Annotated in this window: 19 protein-coding genes; 3 read left to right on the top strand and 16 right to left on the bottom strand. The window is 63.9% G+C overall.

Going from position 1 to position 15,771, the window contains the following annotated elements; translation table 11 throughout:
- Positions 1 to 3 precede the first annotated feature (3 nt).
- From virB10 to L8G49_RS19385, 13 genes are all read right to left on the bottom strand, one after another.
- Positions 4 to 1,314, bottom strand: coding sequence for a type IV secretion system protein VirB10 (gene virB10, locus L8G49_RS19325; RefSeq protein ID WP_242187424.1), 1,311 nt, complete (start codon positions 1,312 to 1,314; stop codon positions 4 to 6).
- A gap of 1 nt (position 1,315) precedes the next feature.
- Positions 1,316 to 2,323, bottom strand: a complete 1,008-nt coding sequence (locus tag L8G49_RS19330) for a TrbG/VirB9 family P-type conjugative transfer protein (RefSeq protein ID WP_242187426.1) — start codon at positions 2,321 to 2,323, stop codon at positions 1,316 to 1,318.
- 1 nt (position 2,324) lies between these two features.
- Entirely contained in the window at positions 2,325 to 3,002 is a 678-nt protein-coding gene (locus L8G49_RS19335) for a type IV secretion system protein (protein WP_242187429.1), read from the bottom strand.
- Between the two features lie 433 nt (positions 3,003 to 3,435).
- Positions 3,436 to 4,476: a type IV secretion system protein gene (locus tag L8G49_RS19340; protein ID WP_242187430.1), complete on the bottom strand. Its 1,041-nt coding sequence runs from the start codon at positions 4,474 to 4,476 to the stop codon at positions 3,436 to 3,438.
- 69 nt (positions 4,477 to 4,545) lie between these two features.
- On the bottom strand, positions 4,546 to 4,818 hold the full coding sequence (locus tag L8G49_RS19345) for a hypothetical protein (RefSeq protein ID WP_242187431.1): 273 nt from the start codon (positions 4,816 to 4,818) through the stop codon (positions 4,546 to 4,548).
- A 2-nt stretch (positions 4,819 to 4,820) separates the two neighbouring features.
- A complete protein-coding gene (locus L8G49_RS19350; protein ID WP_056626090.1) occupies positions 4,821 to 5,546 on the bottom strand; it encodes a type IV secretion system protein in 726 nt (241 codons plus the stop codon).
- Between the two features lies 1 nt (position 5,547).
- Complete coding sequence (locus tag L8G49_RS19355; protein WP_242187433.1) at positions 5,548 to 7,914, bottom strand: VirB4 family type IV secretion/conjugal transfer ATPase; 2,367 nt, start codon at positions 7,912 to 7,914, stop codon at positions 5,548 to 5,550.
- Positions 7,907 to 8,242, bottom strand: a complete 336-nt coding sequence (locus tag L8G49_RS19360; protein WP_131534462.1) for a VirB3 family type IV secretion system protein — start codon at positions 8,240 to 8,242, stop codon at positions 7,907 to 7,909. The genes L8G49_RS19355 and L8G49_RS19360 overlap by 8 nt, the downstream gene beginning before the upstream one ends.
- 1 nt (position 8,243) lies before the next feature.
- Positions 8,244 to 8,570 (bottom strand): TrbC/VirB2 family protein, encoded by a 327-nt coding sequence (locus L8G49_RS19365; RefSeq protein WP_242187434.1) that lies wholly within the window; start codon positions 8,568 to 8,570, stop codon positions 8,244 to 8,246.
- 21 nt (positions 8,571 to 8,591) lie between these two features.
- Positions 8,592 to 9,920 carry an LPD7 domain-containing protein gene (locus tag L8G49_RS19370; protein ID WP_242187436.1) on the bottom strand — a complete coding sequence of 443 codons (1,329 nt, stop codon included), beginning with the start codon at positions 9,918 to 9,920 and terminating at the stop codon, positions 8,592 to 8,594.
- Positions 9,917 to 10,516 (bottom strand): lytic transglycosylase domain-containing protein, encoded by a 600-nt coding sequence (locus L8G49_RS19375; protein ID WP_242187438.1) that lies wholly within the window; start codon positions 10,514 to 10,516, stop codon positions 9,917 to 9,919. The genes L8G49_RS19370 and L8G49_RS19375 overlap by 4 nt, the downstream gene beginning before the upstream one ends.
- Entirely contained in the window at positions 10,513 to 10,866 is a 354-nt protein-coding gene (locus L8G49_RS19380; protein ID WP_037533367.1) for a hypothetical protein, read from the bottom strand. The genes L8G49_RS19375 and L8G49_RS19380 overlap by 4 nt, the downstream gene beginning before the upstream one ends.
- Positions 10,863 to 11,519: a muramidase gene (locus tag L8G49_RS19385; protein WP_242187439.1), complete on the bottom strand. Its 657-nt coding sequence runs from the start codon at positions 11,517 to 11,519 to the stop codon at positions 10,863 to 10,865. The genes L8G49_RS19380 and L8G49_RS19385 overlap by 4 nt, the downstream gene beginning before the upstream one ends.
- Positions 11,520 to 12,002: 483 nt before the next feature.
- On the opposite strand from L8G49_RS19385, the gene L8G49_RS19390 reads away from it, so the two are divergent.
- The 3 genes from L8G49_RS19390 to L8G49_RS19400 all read left to right on the top strand — a co-directional run bounded on the left by L8G49_RS19390 (position 12,003) and on the right by L8G49_RS19400 (position 14,123).
- Complete coding sequence (locus tag L8G49_RS19390; protein ID WP_242187440.1) at positions 12,003 to 12,626, top strand: hypothetical protein; 624 nt, start codon at positions 12,003 to 12,005, stop codon at positions 12,624 to 12,626.
- Between the two features lie 51 nt (positions 12,627 to 12,677).
- On the top strand, positions 12,678 to 13,001 hold the full coding sequence (locus L8G49_RS19395; RefSeq protein WP_037533373.1) for a single-stranded DNA-binding protein: 324 nt from the start codon (positions 12,678 to 12,680) through the stop codon (positions 12,999 to 13,001).
- A gap of 252 nt (positions 13,002 to 13,253) precedes the next feature.
- Complete coding sequence (locus L8G49_RS19400) at positions 13,254 to 14,123, top strand: toprim domain-containing protein (protein ID WP_242187449.1); 870 nt, start codon at positions 13,254 to 13,256, stop codon at positions 14,121 to 14,123.
- Between the two features lie 42 nt (positions 14,124 to 14,165).
- Here L8G49_RS19400 and L8G49_RS19405 read toward each other — a convergent pair whose 3' ends face one another.
- The 3 genes from L8G49_RS19405 to L8G49_RS19415 all read right to left on the bottom strand — a co-directional run bounded on the left by L8G49_RS19405 (position 14,166) and on the right by L8G49_RS19415 (position 15,764).
- Positions 14,166 to 14,789, bottom strand: coding sequence for an SOS response-associated peptidase family protein (locus L8G49_RS19405; RefSeq protein WP_277923389.1), 624 nt, complete (start codon positions 14,787 to 14,789; stop codon positions 14,166 to 14,168).
- Positions 14,790 to 14,838: 49 nt separating this feature from the next.
- On the bottom strand, positions 14,839 to 15,108 hold the full coding sequence (locus tag L8G49_RS19410; RefSeq protein WP_037533376.1) for an HU family DNA-binding protein: 270 nt from the start codon (positions 15,106 to 15,108) through the stop codon (positions 14,839 to 14,841).
- 212 nt (positions 15,109 to 15,320) lie between these two features.
- Complete coding sequence (locus L8G49_RS19415; protein WP_037533379.1) at positions 15,321 to 15,764, bottom strand: hypothetical protein; 444 nt, start codon at positions 15,762 to 15,764, stop codon at positions 15,321 to 15,323.
- Positions 15,765 to 15,771: the final 7 nt, after the last annotated feature.

Consider the following 15,771-nt stretch of genomic DNA (forward strand, 5'->3'; position numbering starts at 1 on the left):
GCCTTAACGCCTCAATCCCACGTCATAAACCGAGCGGAAATCGAAGTCCTTGGCGACGAAGATCGCCGCGGTGTCGCCCTGGTTCTTCTTTAGGATCGGTTTGATGTTCATGGTCTGCTGAAGGACGGTCTGCCCGGTTTGCCCGGGAACTTGCGTGGTGTTGCTCCCCTCATTGGCAACCGCTCGACCAGCAATTTGCGAGGCATCCTCCAGCACGGAAATGACGAGCCCGACGCCGAAACGTGCCCAGAACTGGGTATCGACGCCGCCTGGCAACCCGGCCCGGCCAAGGCTATCCGCTGCCGGCGACCCGAGGTCAATGGCGACGCCACGCGGCGTCAGGGCGCGCGTCCACAGTACGAACAGGCGCGCTTGCCCCTGCGTGATGCCACCGGAATACTGTCCCAGCACCTTGGTCCCCTTGTCGAGCAGGACGATGCGGCCGTTCTCGGAATAGACGTCGTGATTGATGACGCAGGACACGAAGCCGGCCTGCGTCGAGTTGATCGCCGTTTGGAGCGTGCAGGGGATGACCGTGCCGGCACTCAGCAAAAGGTTGCGGTCCGCGACCATCGTTGCCCGGACCGTCTGGATCGCGGCATGGCCGAGCTGATCGCTGAAGTCGGTCGAGCCCTTGCCCGCCTCGGCTGGACTGTCTTCACCCCGCGCTCCGAAGCCACTGGCACCGAGGCCCCGTCGCGCGACGGTGGATTGTCCGCCGCCGCGCGTCCGGTCATCGAGGTCTGTCCCCTGTTGTGCGTCCGCACCGGGCGCGGAGGCGGGAAGGGCGGCCGAGGCCAGCCCGGTGTTGCCAAAGGCCATGATCGGCGACCGCCGCGCCGCATCGGCCATGGCGCGTGCCTGCTCGGCACGTCGCTGCTCGGGAGATTGCTGTCCGTTCGCCGTTGGGGAGGTTGTCCGGCTCGTTGCCGGCACCGGATTTCCGTTGGCATCGGCGACCTGCGGCCCCGGGGCTGCGGCGATCGGCCGCCCGAAGATGTCGGTTTGCGCCGCGCCGGGCTGGCCGAGCTGACCCGCGAGCGCCGCGCGCTGCGCATTCGGCGATCCCATCACGTCGTCCACGGCACGGTCACTGGCTTTCGCGGGCTGCGCGGCAGCCGCGGCGCTGGCCGATTGGTGGAACGCGCCATAGCCTATTACGATGCCGCCTATGGCGCCGAGCAGGCCGATGCCTGCACCGATAAACGCTAGGTTGCCCCATCCGCCGCTACGCGCGACCGGGCTATCGACCTCGCCTGGCGCAACGGTGTCGGCAGCGACATCGCCCCCGCGGTCAATCACGGTCCCGACCATGTTACTGCCCCTTCACTTTGCGTTCGACGACATTGGAGACGGTGCCCGTTCGATCGCCGCGATCGTTGCGCAGCGGCGCCTCGTTGTAGATGCACAGCACCGTCGCCCCGCGCCGGAGGCGCAGCTGCCGGTAGACCGCATGGATCACGACGAAATCCTCGCGGACATCGTAGGGGACGATCGTCTCGGTCCCGTCGACATCGACCGCGAAGATCGAGGGAATGTCGGCGTGGCCGGGATAGCGCAGCACGGTGAACTCGCCGTTGTCCGAGATTTCGGTGGGTTGCAGCGCGCTGTCACCCTGCACGGTGTAATTCATATTCCGGGTGCCCTCGATCACGGCATGGTCGAGCGCGGCGGTGGTGATGGTCGTCTCGATCGCCTTGGCAGCCTGGCCCTGGGCAAGCTGCACCTGTAACGCCGCCATCGCCCGTTCCTCGCGCGGATAGCGGAACCGCACGCCGTACATCGTGGCGCCCGTTCCCAGCGCGAGATTGAAATGATAGGTGCGCGGCACGCCGCCCGCGTTGGTGACGACGATCAGGTTGGTGCCGCCAGCCCTCTCGCGGGGTTTGAGAAAGACGATATTGCCTACGGGTGCGATCTGCCAGGAAACCGTATCGCCCAAGGCGGCCTGCGTGACCGTTTCGCCGGGCCCGAACTGGATCTCGATCGCGTGTCGGAAACTGCCGACGATTGTCACCACCTGATCCGGATCGTAGTTGACGTTGCGAACGCGGGCGTCCTTGGCCCCGGGCACGGGGGTCTCCGACGCGAACGCAGGCTGTGGCGCGAGCGTGACTGCCGCGGCACCCAGAAGCGAGAACGCGACGAGGCGGTGCCACACCGCCCCGACCCCGCGCCAGAAGCGGTTCCTGGCGCCATCCTCCGTCAGCACCAACGCCGTCGTCGGCGGTAACAGGCGAAGACTCAACTTCTGTCGCAGCGCTGGCAGGTAGGGGACAGTGACACTATCGCCATTGTCCGACGTATTTGGCTGATCGCTCATGTCATGCCTCCGGGTCAGAACGATAATTCACGACCTGGAAGCCGAGTGGATTGATATTCCGATCCTTCTCATGCTCCGGCGCTGCCGTGTATCTGAAGGTCAGTATCGCGTTCCAATTCTGCGCGATCGGCGTATTCTGCCCGAAGGTGATGATCTTCGCGAAGCGGACCTGCGCCACGGTAGGACTGAGGAAACTGATCGTCCGGATCGAGATCGAGACGAAGCCCTTGTCGCCGTAAATGTTGGAAGGCGCGTTCTTGTTGTTGGCCTGAACGCTGTTCAGGTAACGAGCGCTCTCGGCGGAATCGCTGGTGAGCATGACCGTATAGGCGTTCTCGCGCGCAGCATCGTTTAGCCAGCCTTCGCGCAACCGCACATATTGCGAGATGAAGTAGCGGTTGACCGCATCCTCATAGGTGCGCGGCTGCGGCCCCTTGAGCGCGGTCACGACCTGCGTCTCGCCCGAGCTCTTGTCGACCCTGATGACATAGGGCTCGACGGTCTTCAGCGGGCTCAGCATCGCGACTGCCGCAACCGACGCCACAGCGAGCGTGCACGCAGCCGCGGCAACGCCCCAGGCGAGCCGCTTGGACTGGATCGCCGCACGCATACGGTCATATTCCCACGTCCTCGATGTCTGGTAGTATTTCTCTTTATCTTCGGCCTTCACCGTGCCCATGGCGTCGATCCCTTCAGCAGGAGGAGTAGGTCGGCGCGACGTCCTGCGCGGACGTGCGTGGCGCCGATCGCGGGATATTCATGGCTCCGGGTCCGATAGGGGCAGGCGCGCCTCCGGCGCCCAGCGTCGGGGCCGGAGCGGGGCGTGGCACCGGGGCTGGCTCGCGTGATGGCGGAGCCACCATCGACTGCCCTGCGCCCTGCTGCGACGCCGGCAGTGGCACAGGTAAGCTCGGCAGGATCGACCCGTAGAGATTGGCGGGACGCCGGTGCTTGCCGTCGCACACCGAGACGGGTTTGATACGAGTCCCGGTGCAGCCGCCAAGCGCAACCGCGCCTATCGCCACGATGGTCAGCCTTTTCATACGGTCTCCGTTCGTAAGGTCCCGCGCTTGGCGGTTTCGTGATGCTTGGTTCCGGACCAGCCAGCCGACTTATGTTGACCGGGAAGCCGAGCCGCCCGTGCCGCCTCCTCCTGGCGGGAGACGGTTCGCCTGCGTCGCGCGCCGGAACATGAGCCGGTTGGTCAACATGTTCGCCCCGGTCTGCAGAAAGCCATGGCCGCCAGAGGACGCACCCCCCGAGATACCCGCGGCGATGGCTGGCGACTGAAAGAAGAAGATCGTGCCGACGATGTAGATCGCCGCGCAGGCGATCGTCGCGACGAGCATCACGGCAGCTTTCAGAACGATGTAGCCGTTCTGCGCCATGACGAAGGAAGAGCCGTCTTCGGGGATCGATCCCATGATGCCGTCCATGGCGGCTTCCTGGAGACCGGTGATGAACTTGGTCATGATCGCCATGACGACCATCAGCAGGATGAAATTGACGGTCTGCTTCAGCCACCCGTCGAATAGCCAGCGGGAGGAGTTGAAAAGCAGACTCGCCAGCGCGAGCGGCGCGAGCGCGACGCAGATCGCAACCGACAGCTTGGCAAAAATGACGATGCAAAAGCCGATCGACGCCGACATAAACGCGAAGATGTAGAGGACGGCGATGCACAGATAGGTGATCAGCGTGGCGCTGAGCTGGATCACTGGCGTGCGAAAGTCAGTGATACCCTTCTGCTCTTGCGACTGGACTTTCAGGTTCGCATTGACCAACTTTTCCGAGAGCTTGCCGGTATCGGCGACATAGGTATCGAAGGTGGTGCCCGGGTTGGTGACAGGCGTGCCCGATCCAGCCGCGATGATTTCGCTTGGCAAGTTGGTGACCACGTTCACCACAAACGCCGAATAGCCAACCGCACTGGCAGCCGCGAGGGCGAACCCGACCTTGCCGGCTTGGAATACCAGCTCGCGCAAGGGGGCCTGGATAGCCCCTCGTAGCACGGCAAAGCCGAGCAGCAGGAAGTAGATGATCGCCGCCAGGGCCAAAGGCGCTGCAACGAAACTGACGAGCCCCGCCCCGAAGCTCGCAACCGAGGTCGCTATGGCGGTCTCCACATACGAATACATCGTCGTGAACAGCGTCATGATGTTGGGTGGGCCGGCAGCCATTGGGTGAGGTTCCGATCTTCGGCGAGCAAAGCGCAGCGATTAAATCTACTTCTTGCGGATCGTGTTCTGTTTGAAGAAGTCCGCCTCTTCGTTGCCGGCCTTGGTCTGGGCGACCGAGATGGTCGCGTCGCCGGTCGTCGCGCACATCTTGGCCTTCTGATCCGCAGGGAGATGGCTGTACTCCCCCGCATCGCACTTCGCCTGCCACTGCGCGAGGAGTTGCGGGCTGGCGACCAGCTCCTTGGCGGTAGGCACCACGACGTTCTGCTGGCATCCGCAGACGACGAGTAACGAGCAGAGCGATAGGATCTTGCGCATGATCACTTCCTGATCGTGTTGGCACTGAAGAATGCTGCTTCATCGCGACCGGCCGCCACTTGCGCTGCGCTGATCTGCATGTTCGCCTGACCGGCCTGCGCCATCTGGATCGCTTGCATCTTGAGCATATCGTTTTGAAGCTGTGCCTGTTCGACCGAGATCCGGGCTTGCAGGTCCATCACGTCCTTGGGATCTTTGGCATACGACAGTTGCTCGCGGAGCTGGTCGAGGCCTTGCATCCGGGTCTGGGCGATGCTGAGCGTATTCTCGCCCAGCGCGGCCGTGGCGGCCGATGAGCTGGTCGCATCCTTGAGCGCCTGGTTGTAGGCTAGGTCTGCGTCGGAGGACGACGTTGCCGGCAGCGCGTAACGAGACTGGATGCTCGATGCGAGCGAACCGAGCGAACCAATCTTCGACAGGTCGCCACTGAGCAACGTCGAGGCGTCGATCGTCGTGTTGGGCAGGATGTTGCGCACCTGCGCGTTGAGCAATTGCGGGGCGAGCGCGTTGACGTTGGTCAGCTTCTGAAGCGAGCTGAGCGTTGTCGTCGCCGTCTGGATCTGCTGCTCGCCCTGCTGGATCATTTTGATCGTGTTCTGGACCTGGGCGAGCGCTTGCACATAGGTAGAGGTGTCGAACACAGGGATGCCCTGTGCAGCGGCCGGCGACGTAAACGCGACGATCGCGACCGGCGCGGCTGCAACCATGATGATGCGCTTGAGCGACATGTCAGCTTCTCCTTTGGTTGGCATAGAAATGCGGCAGCCACGCCGCAGGATCGTTGCCCGCCAGGGCAATGGCCTCCTCCATGGCGACGAGGGTTTCCTCGCGGCCAGAAAGCACTTTCAGCTCATCGGGCATCCCGCCGAGATCGAGCTTTGCGACGATCGAGGTATGCCCTTGCTTGACCAGAAAGGTCCGGCTCTCCGGCGTCAGGTCTTCACGGATCAGCCGATACTCCGCATCCGTCAGGCCGAGCCCGTCGCAATAATCCGATCGCTTGGCGTCCGAGTTTGGAAGCAAAATCTTGGTCGCGGTCTGCTCGATGATCGAGTGCGCAATCGGTGAGCGCAGCGCATCAGCCGGCGACTGCGTGCCGAACACCATGAATGCGTTGCGCTTACGGAAGGTCTTGAGACCGTCCTGCGCAAACGCCCGAAAGGCTTCGTCCTGAAGCGCCTTCCAGAACTCGTCGACGTCGACCACGACACGCTGCCCGTCCAGCAGCTCGTCGACGCGGTGGAAGAGGTACAACATCGTGGGAGTGCGGATCTCAGGGTTCTCCAGGAAGTCCGTCATGTCGAAGCCGATGAACCGCGCCGACATCGACACTTCGTCCTGCGGACCGTCAAAGGCCCAGCCGAGCGGGCCGCCCAGACACCAGCGCTCCAGCCGGGCGCCGATACCCTCGGCATCGGCGTAACCCAGCATCTCGCGCAACGCGCTGAACGAGCGCGACGGCGCCGGGAGGCGCATTACCGCCTCGATACCCTCGTCGATCAGTCGTTCTTCCGCGACGCTCAGCGGCCGGTTTTCCCGGCGTACCAGCACACGAATGAACTGCCGCAGAAACGCAATGTCGTGTGGAGATGGGGTAAGACCCTTCAACGGCGCGAAGCCGGTGGGCTCGCCGTCGCGCAGCGCCAAATAGGTGCCGCCACAAGCGCGCACGAAGATTTCGGCGCCGCGGTCCTTGTCGAAGAACACCTGTTTCGCGCCGGTCTTTTCGAGCTGCGCTTGCAGGAAGTTCTGTAGGACTGTCTTGCCGCCACCGGTCGGCCCGATTATCAGGGTGTGGCCGATGTCGGCGCGGTGGAAATTGAACCAGAAAGACGAGCCCGCGCGGGTCTTGAGCAGCGTTACCGCCTCGCCCCAGTGGTTTCCAGACTTGCGGCCTGCCGGGAAGGTGTAGAACGGGCTCAAGCCTGCGAAATTGCGCGTGTTAATGACCGCGGGGCGCGCGCGCATCCGAAAATTGCCGGGAAGCTGCGCCCAGAAGGCAGCCTCCAGCGCGACGTCCTCGCGCGCCATCACCATGCCTGTATCGGCCGCTGCGGATCGTGCGATCGACAAGCGTTCCAGCAGCCGCTTCGGGTTCTCGTCGATTACCGCGATCGAGAGGTGATGCTCGCCCATGGCGAAGCGGTTCGCCATGAGATCGTCGACGCCGTCGAGCAGTTCCTCCGCCTGGCTGACGCCGGCATCGTCCGAGGAGACCATTTGCTTGTATTTTTTGGTGAACCGCTCGCTCGCGACCGACTTCACCAACGGCGCGAAACTCTGGGTCAGCACGAACGGGAAGTCGAGCGTGAGCAGGCTGTTGAACTGACCGGTCCGCGTGCTGGCGACATACTCGCGCACGCCGAACATTCCGAGGAAATGCGACTTGTGCGAAAGCCGGATCTCGGCCGCCTCGCGACCGAACACCACGCGTGAGGCATACAGGGCTTGGCCCAGCCTGCCGTCGAGCAGCGGCACGCGGATGCGGTCGCCGGTCAGGATGAAGTGAAGCACCTCCATCGGTCGTGAAAATAGAATACCGTTGTGCTCATACATCGAGAGCGGCTCCGGAACGACATCAGCAAGCAGCGTTTCGAAGTCGCGGCACTTGTCCGCCATGATCGTGAGCGCGCGATCGTCGATCTCGGCGTTCGCTTTTCGCCTGGAGAAAAGCCGCGTCACTTGCTCGCCGGCCATGCTCGACGGCCGGACGATGATCGTGACGTAGAACTCGTTGTGGTAGAGGACCTTCTCCTTCAGCGTGTCGGCGTATTTCTCCTGCAAGGTTCGCGCGAAGTCGGAGTGGAAGTCGCCGCCGAGAACGGGGTCTGTGGCTGTCCGCACGAGATGGGTCCACAGCGCAACGCGATCGTCCCCGATCGAACGCCACGCGATGTTGAGCTTGTTATGCCAGGTGTTGAGGTCGCCGATGTCGCTGGTCTCGAACGGCCGCCCATCGACGCGGTACATGCGCATGAGCGAGCCGTCTTCGAGAGCAACCAGCGTGTCATCGACGTGCCGCGTGTAGGGAATGAACTTGATGTCATCCGTCTCGCGGACAGCGATCTTCTTATGCTTGAGCCTGGAATCAGTCATTGCCGAAATGCTTCCGCTTCACGCCTTTGGCGAGGCGAACGGGAGAGTAGCTCCCGCCCCCCCAGAACTTGCGGTTCTTGGATAGAAAGCCGGTCTGGAACCACAGGCCCCACAGCCGGAACGCATTGAAATCGTAGTGACAGATCATGCGCGCCGGGAAGTAGAGCGCGCCGAACAAGGCCAGGGGGTAGAACGGATTGTGGAAAATCCCCCAGATCACCATGCAGACCATGATGATCGGCAGGATCGCCTCGAGCGGCAATCCCATGAACACCGACGGTCTGGTCAGCGCGAGGAACACCTTATCCTCGGCGAGCTTGTCTTCCATGTTACGCCGATCCGCCCATCCAGCCGACGATTGTCGCTGCCGAGAAGATGATGCCGATGCCGATCAGCACCGTTACCGCTTTTCCCCAATCCATCCGACCGGTCAGCTTGGCATAGCCGACCGCCATGACGGCTATGACGCCGACAACGGACGCGACGGTGGTCATCCAGGTCCTGATCGTGCCGAGCCCGGTCTCGATCGACGTGCCGCTGCTCTGTGCAAGGACGGGCTGCGCGATCGAAATGAGGGCGAGCGCACCGGCAAAGCCGATGATCTGCCGGGCGCGGGCGTCGGACATCATCCGGCCCATGGATTGAGTGAACTTCATACGGGTCTCCATGGCTTGAGGTTACCTCTCGAGATCGTGGGTGGGGCGGATCGGCTCGACCAGCCGAACAGGCGTCGGCTCGCGGACCGAAACATCCAGGCCGCGCCGCAGCACGTCCGAGATCATGTGGCGGCTCTCCAAGCTCGCGGACGTCATCCGTTCCGCGTCGCCATCGAACGCCGCACCAAGGTGCTGATCCATCGCCGCCTGCGCCTGCAGCGCGTTGGCGAGGCGCGGTTCGGCGGCGATCCGTTCCGCCCCGCCATGCAGGAACAGTTCGGCCAGCTCGTCATTTTCGTGACGTCGCTCAGGCGCGGCCTGATGAAGGCGCTCCTCCCGAACGATATGGGGTTCCTGTTCGGGCTGTCGCTCGGGCGCAGCCGTCGCTTCGCCGGCCAGGCGGTCTTCGGGCGTGGCGGCGAGCGCGCCGCCGAGCGGCACGTTCGCACCGGCTTCGAGGGCGACTTCGTGCCGGTTGAGCCCGGAGCGGACGATGTAGACCGCATCGGCGACCTCGCTGTCCCACGCGCCGTCGCGCGCCATCTGGCGCAGACCGTCGGGTTCATAACCGGACCTTGAGAAGGCGCTGACCAGCGTCGGGCTTTCCAAGGCCCGCTCCAGCGCCCCGTTCAGCGCATCCCTGTTCAGATCGATACGTTCGGCCTGAACCTCCCTCCGCAAGGGGTCCATGTCCTCGCTGACGGCCGCGTAGAGCGCCTTGCGATCCTGCGTGTGGACGCTCACCGTCAACAGGAGGCGCTTGTCTGCGTCGGACAATTCGGTGCTGCTTCCGCTTGGCAACGGCTGAGGCGCGCCGTTCTTCTCCGCGTCGGCCGACGGCGCGAGGACTGTCGCCTCCGTCGCCCCGACAGCCGCCGTCGGAGCGACGGGTTCGACAGTCGGCGCCGGCTTCTCCGCCACCTTACGGTCGCGTTGTGCAGCATCGGCGCGATGCAGCTCTTCCATTCGCGCCTGTTCGTCGAAGCTCGGCTCATAGCCGCGCACCATCAGTCCTTCGCGCGACGCCGCCGTCCACACGGCCTGACGAAACTCAGGCGAACCTTCGACGTCGATCCCCGCCCAGCCATTGTGCTTGGCGATCGTGACCAGGGCCGAGACGGTCTCGGGATCCTCGTTTCGAGCAATGATGCGATCGCCGGCAATCTCGATCGACGGGTTCTCACGATCTGTCGGCAGGAACATGCCGACGCGGCGCTCGCTGCCGTCGGACGGCTCGATGATCCGGACCTGATAACGTGTCGCCAGCTCGGGCGGGATCTGGAACGCAGCCTGTTCGGCTTGCGTCTGCGCGTCGAGGCCGCCCCGCGCAACGCTGTTATCCGCGCTCATTTGAAGACCTGAACCGCGCTGGGATCGATCTGCCCCACCACCCAGCTAGCTTCGGCGATCCCTTGCTTTGCCGAGGCGGGCGTGGCGGTCGGCGCCGACGCCGAGCTCGGGATGGGCGGGGGTGTCTGGATCGTCCCCATGCCGCTCGCGGCCGACCAGACGCGACCGACATAGCCATTGTGGAAACCGCGCGTCAGCGTGCCGGTGTTGTAGAGCGAATAGGTCGCGGAGATCGCGTCCAGCCCCGTATAATGCTGGATCGCGAGGCCATATCCCGCCCGAAGGATCGAGGATGCCAGCCGCAGGTTCGTACAGGGGTCGAAGGCCTGTTCGACGGTAACGCCCAACCGCGCTAAATTGGCGGAGTTCACCTGCGCCAGCCCAACATCGACCGTATAGCCGGCCGCCATGTACCGGCGCACCAGTGCGGCACCGTCGGCGATCGACGCGGCGCGGACACGCGGCCCCTTGTTGATATTGATCGCCAGATCGTCGCCGGCGCTTTCGGTCACGACGAGGGGAACAACCGCCTCGGTCGCGATCTCAGGCGCGCATTGCTGCGCAAGCATCGTGATCGCGGCTACGGCGTGGATCATTGCTGCGTCACCGTCTGGTAGCGGGTGTCGAGCGCGTACCGCGACGTTCCGCCATCGGCCTGCGTCACGGTCAGGTCGTAGCCGTGCTTGGCCTTTTTCATTTTGACGCCGACCCCCGTGCAGGTCGGGAACGAGCCGCCGATAGCGAGGGCGTTCCAGAGTTTCGTGATCGGCGGGACGCACTCGACATATTTCGTCGGCGAACCGGGTGTCGCGAGGCAGAGGACCACCTGACACCCCCAGTCCGACGCGTAGGCGGGTTGTGGGGCCGCGACCGCCACGACGCCGGCCACGCAAAGCGCGATGGCGCCAGTAGTGCCGCCCAGCTTGGTCGTCAGGTATCGGATCATGAGCCACCTCCATGAACTGCGCGCCACTCTTCGGTTGCGAACACGTCCCACTGCGCCGGTGCATTGGCGGCGAGGGCGAGGGCCGAGGCCGGCGCGGTCGGTGCGGGGGCCGCCTCAACTCCGGCGGGCGTCGGCGCGGACGGCGCGTCGCCTTGTGCGACGGTGATGATCCAGTCCTCGTCGCCTTCGATCGGTCGGGTCCGGTCGATGATCTGTCCGGGTCGCGCGAACGCCACATGCCAGTGGTTCGCGTGACCGCGATCCCCCGGCCCGAGCAGCTCGATGATACGGATACCGCTCTGTGCCATGAGGGCCCGGATCTGCTCGCGGTCGATCGCGTGGACGCCGCCTGCGGGAACGAAATCAACCGCCTGGCCGAACTTGTGCCAGCTATACCGCGCGCCGAAGCTGGCGTTCATTGGGCGGATCGTATCGGTGATCCGCGAGCCAAAGGCGCGACGAACGAGGGCTGCGACGTTCGACGCCGAGGGCGCGCCCACGAAGCCGATAGAAGACTGGTCGTCGTCGATATGAGAGAGCGCGCAGGCATCAAAAACCGTTGCCGGCGTGATACCGTAAGTCGCGAAATCACGGCCGCGGATCGCCAGCGGCCCCGCCTCGAAGTCCGCGCCCAACGCGATTAGATCACGCACCGTCGCCTCGGCGTCAGCTGCGTTGACCGGCTGCCGAGCGAGGACCGCACCCGAACGAACGGAGACTGCGAGCGACGCGGGAGATGGCGTCCCGGCCCCGGCTAGCCCGGCAGCGCAGAGTTGAATTGCCTTCGCTACGATACTCGCCGGAAGCACATCAATGCACCATTGCTGAATTGAACCAAAGCAGATGTCAGCGACTAAAGGACATCGACATCAAAAGGTTAAACCTGAAGCAGAAGGCAAACAACAACACATCTGGAGCGATTCAGTCGCGACTTTGGAGTGATACGGCGTAATCTATTGCGACGAAAGGCACGGTATTGCAGCATAACCGTATGAGATGTGTTTCAAGCGGCTTTAGGCAATTATCAGCTAGGCAAGATCTTAGCTGAGTCAGTTGTCGAGTGGTTTCGAGGTTACTGGAACGACGGTGGATAAACGGGCCATGCGCTCTTGAAGCTGCAAGCTATATCGGGCGGATTGGCGCTCTTGATCGCCATCGGCTTCTGGTATCGGCCGTTCGACGACAAGCGGGCTGGGAGGCGAGGTGAGGTTTCGGCCTGCAGCGTCGCCGCGACGCATGACTTCTGCGATGCCGTTGCCGGCCTATCGACGGCGCTCCGCAATCCCTTCTTGCGGGTGGACCGAACCAGCATCCTGCCGCCCCGCGACACGCCAGGGGCCGTCGATCCCGCTATCACTCCGGCGAACATTGGCACGACGATCTGCCGACCCGGCTATGCCCGATCGGTCCGCCCCGCCTTCGCAGTTACCGCGCCCGTCAAACGGCGCTTGATGGACGCGCAGCATCCAGGCGAGTCCTTCGCCGATTACGAACTCGACCATCTGATCCCGATCTCGCTTGGCGGCGCGGCGCTCGACCTGCGTGATCTGTGGCTCCAGCCCCGGCGCGGCCAGGCGAACGCGGCCGACAAGAATGCCTTGGCCTATGTCTTGTGGCGATTGGTTTGCGAGCGCCGCGTGCCACTTCGGACGGCGCAGCAGGCCATCCGGCGCGACTGGACGAAGGCCTACGACACATACGCGACGCCCGAGAATTTGGCGCGCTACCACTTTGCGCACCGCCAAGAGGAGCGCGACTAGGCTCGCACAGGCCCCCCGGATCCGATCCCAACATCAACGAAGGAGGAAATCATGCCACAGAATATAGCCGAGTTCCGGATCATCGGTCGCATCGGCAAAATCACGGCGCGCGAGAAGGTCACCTATGTGAGCGTCGCCGCCAATTATAACCGGCGCGATGGCGACGACTGGAAGACCGACACGCTGTGGAACAGCGTCGTGTGCTTCTCCAATGTAGGACCCCAAGTCGAAGCAGCCGGGAAGGGCGATCTGGTGCATGTCACCGGCCGGGTCCGCGAAAGCAACCACGGCGAAGGCAACGAGGTTTCCTACCGCACCGAGCTGATCGCCGACACCTTCTCGATCCTGACCAAGGCCGAAGCCGAGCATAGCTGATTGGGGGTCGGAAGCGGGTTGGCGGCACGGCTCCACCTCCGCCGCGTTGCGGTCGAGCCAGCGCGGCCGTTCCCACCCGGTCGGGTGACGATCCTCGCTTCGTTGCCACCCCGGACGAAAGAGATCGTCGCGCCGCGCGCCGCCCACCTTCTCATGCCGACCATCCAGAGTGGAGGATGCCGCCTGTGCCTTCGGTGATATTTTCCGGAGGCTAAAGTGACCGAAACCGACCAACTTCACAGGACGTGGCCGATGACGAGACTACCGCTCGATGCCGAAATCCGAGCCAAGAACATCGTCGAACAGCTCGGCGGGGTGTGGCGCGGCACTCGCGGCGAATGCCGCTGCCCGGCCCATGACGATGGCTCCCCCAGCCTGTCCGTCCGCCTCGGCGATTCGGCGATCCTCTTCCACTGTTTTGCCGGCTGTACAGCGCTCGAGGTGCTGAAGGCGCTTCAGCGCCGAAAGCTTCACGACCGTTCTGCGGTGGCAATGCCGGAGGGAAAACCAAAGCGCGACATGGGCGCGCTCGCCCTGCGTCTCTGGAATGCCAGCGTGCCGGTCGCGGGCACGCTCGCCGAAGCCTATCTCGTCGCCCGCGGCCTCTCCGCGCCCTATCCCAAAGCTTTGCGCTTCAACCCGGCGACCATATTCGGCTCCGGTGCCGACAGACGCGTAATGCCCGCGATGATCGCCGCGGTCGAAAACGACCTCGGACTGGTTGCCGTCCAGCGGACCTTCCTCGATCCTGTCGACGTGCTGCGCAAGCCCATCCCAAAGCCGAAGGTTGCGCTAGGACTGCTCGGCACAGCAGCGATCCGGCTTGCGCCTGCGACCGACGAGCTGGGCCTTGCCGAAGGGATCGAGGACGCCCGATCGGCGACGCAATGGTTCGGGACGCCGACATGGGCGCTGGGCGGCGTCGAACGCCTCGCCTTCGTCGCCATCCCGGAGAAGGTCCGCCGTGTAATCGTCTATGGCGATCGCGGCCGAGCCGCCGAGCGCGTCTTTGAAAAGGCACGCGATCACCTGACAGCGAACGGGCGCGAGCTCATCAGCCGCGTGCCCGAGGATCATGATGACTGGAACGACGCCTGGCGCGCGCACCAGCGGAGCGCATGAAACCGCAACTGCGGCAGCTGAATTACGCGGATCATGGGCGTATCAGCAGAGCCGCATCAACTGGGAAGGATAGGGTGCGACGAGCCCCTTCAGATCGTCCCATGGTGCCGATAGCCAGCGATCATAGTCGTCGTCGTGAAGGACCACCGGCATCGCCTTTGGATGGATCGGCGCGACGATCGCATTCGGCTCGGTGGTCAAGAACCCATAGGCATTTCCGCGCTCGGTCGGTCGCCAGATTCCCGCAAAGGCAAAAATCGGGCGGCTAGGCACGTCGAACCAGTGCAGCGGCTTCTTTCCGTCCTCGCCGGGCGCGATCCCGAACTCGGAGAACGCCGTCACCGGCACCAGGCAACGGCGCGCCGGCGTTGTCAGCATCGACCGCCAGAAGCTCGAGCTAAGATTGCGCACGTTGGTCACGTACTTGGTGAGCTTGACCGCTGGATCGCGCTTGCTCGGTACCTGGGTCGGTACACCCCACTCCATCCGCTCGATCTTCCGGTCGGCGCCGTCCTGGATGACCACTTGGCCGTAGAACGGCGTCTTCTTGCCCGTCGGAAAGATGTCGGGGACCGGATACGTCTCGTCGGGCTCGTAAGGCGGGCGGATGCCGAATGTCGCGGCGATCTCCGCATGCTTCGCGGTCAACCTGTATCGATTGCACATCCGAGCACCCTTTCGGTGCCGGCAAGCTCCGCCCGCCGGCACTCTGGCCTTAGAGCTTGTCCTTCAGACCCTTGGCGGGTGTGAACGAGACCTTCTTCGATGCAGCGATGGTCATGGCCTCGCCGGTCGACGGATTACGGCCCTGGCGCTCGGGACGATCCTTGACCGAGAACTTGCCGAAGCCAGCGATCGAGACTTCTTCGCCTTTTGCGGCCGCGCTTGCGATCTGGTCGAACACGGCGGCGATTGCGGCCTTGGCCTCTGCCTCGCTCGTGCCTGTCGTCCCAGCGACGCCCTTCGCCAGTTCACCGATGTTCATGCTACTTACTCTCCCTTGTGGATCTGGCCGGACCTTAGCCGTGCCGAGCGCCGATACAATGATGCTGCTCGACGATGCGAAGTCGCGGGCGCCCGCTCGATGGTCCGCAAACTGGCTAATCATGACATGGTCGAGGTGTATCAGCCCGGGTGCGGGCAGGGGGCGATCGCCGGGCTGGCGCCCGAGCCAACGCAAAGCCTTCGGCCGGGTTTCTAATGCGCGCTGCGCTCTCGCGTGACGCGCGGATCTTCATACAGGTCGCGGATTGCGCGCAGGCGAAAGACGTTCCACCAGCGCTGCCATCGATGCTCGGCCGCATCGTGGATCATATGGCAACGCTGGCAGAGCGCCGCGAGATTGCCGGGCATGCTGTTGCCTGGATCGTGATCGAGATGCGCACAAGCCAGCACGACATAAGTCGTTCGTACCGACGCCAGAATGAAGCCGCCCTTGAGCGCGATCCGCTTGCCACGGCCGGAGCGCCAACACACGGCATCGGCATCCCACCAGCGACCATCGCCAAGATGTGCGACCCGACGCATATGCGGCCTCGAGCAGTGCTCGCAGCGCGCGCCGGCCCGATCGAACCGGATCACGTCCGACAACTGGCGCCAGTCGATCGGGTAAAGCCAGCGGTTTTCAGGGCGGATCGGCATCTCGATT

Source organism: Sphingomonas sp. CARO-RG-8B-R24-01, assembly GCF_022662295.1.
GTDB lineage: Bacteria > Pseudomonadota > Alphaproteobacteria > Sphingomonadales > Sphingomonadaceae > Sphingomonas.

Excerpts from the sequence above, each read along its gene's own strand:
- virB10 (WP_242187424.1), bottom strand. The coding sequence starts at position 1,314 with ATGGTCGGGACCGTGATTGACCGCGGGGGCGATGTCGCTGCCGACACC.
- L8G49_RS19330 (WP_242187426.1), bottom strand. The coding sequence starts at position 2,323 with ATGAGCGATCAGCCAAATACGTCGGACAATGGCGATAGTGTCACTGTC.
- L8G49_RS19335 (WP_242187429.1), bottom strand. The coding sequence starts at position 3,002 with ATGGGCACGGTGAAGGCCGAAGATAAAGAGAAATACTACCAGACATCG.
- L8G49_RS19340 (WP_242187430.1), bottom strand. The coding sequence starts at position 4,476 with ATGACGCTGTTCACGACGATGTATTCGTATGTGGAGACCGCCATAGCG.
- L8G49_RS19345 (WP_242187431.1), bottom strand. The coding sequence starts at position 4,818 with ATGCGCAAGATCCTATCGCTCTGCTCGTTACTCGTCGTCTGCGGATGC.
- L8G49_RS19350 (WP_056626090.1), bottom strand. The coding sequence starts at position 5,546 with ATGTCGCTCAAGCGCATCATCATGGTTGCAGCCGCGCCGGTCGCGATC.
- L8G49_RS19355 (WP_242187433.1), bottom strand. The coding sequence starts at position 7,914 with ATGACTGATTCCAGGCTCAAGCATAAGAAGATCGCTGTCCGCGAGACG.
- L8G49_RS19360 (WP_131534462.1), bottom strand. The coding sequence starts at position 8,242 with ATGGAAGACAAGCTCGCCGAGGATAAGGTGTTCCTCGCGCTGACCAGA.
- L8G49_RS19365 (WP_242187434.1), bottom strand. The coding sequence starts at position 8,570 with ATGAAGTTCACTCAATCCATGGGCCGGATGATGTCCGACGCCCGCGCC.
- L8G49_RS19370 (WP_242187436.1), bottom strand. The coding sequence starts at position 9,920 with ATGAGCGCGGATAACAGCGTTGCGCGGGGCGGCCTCGACGCGCAGACG.
- L8G49_RS19375 (WP_242187438.1), bottom strand. The coding sequence starts at position 10,516 with ATGATCCACGCCGTAGCCGCGATCACGATGCTTGCGCAGCAATGCGCG.
- L8G49_RS19380 (WP_037533367.1), bottom strand. The coding sequence starts at position 10,866 with ATGATCCGATACCTGACGACCAAGCTGGGCGGCACTACTGGCGCCATC.
- L8G49_RS19395 (WP_037533373.1), top strand. The coding sequence starts at position 12,678 with ATGCCACAGAATATAGCCGAGTTCCGGATCATCGGTCGCATCGGCAAA.
- L8G49_RS19400 (WP_242187449.1), top strand. The coding sequence starts at position 13,254 with ATGACGAGACTACCGCTCGATGCCGAAATCCGAGCCAAGAACATCGTC.
- L8G49_RS19405 (WP_277923389.1), bottom strand. The coding sequence starts at position 14,789 with ATGTGCAATCGATACAGGTTGACCGCGAAGCATGCGGAGATCGCCGCG.
- L8G49_RS19410 (WP_037533376.1), bottom strand. The coding sequence starts at position 15,108 with ATGAACATCGGTGAACTGGCGAAGGGCGTCGCTGGGACGACAGGCACG.
- L8G49_RS19415 (WP_037533379.1), bottom strand. The coding sequence starts at position 15,764 with ATGCCGATCCGCCCTGAAAACCGCTGGCTTTACCCGATCGACTGGCGC.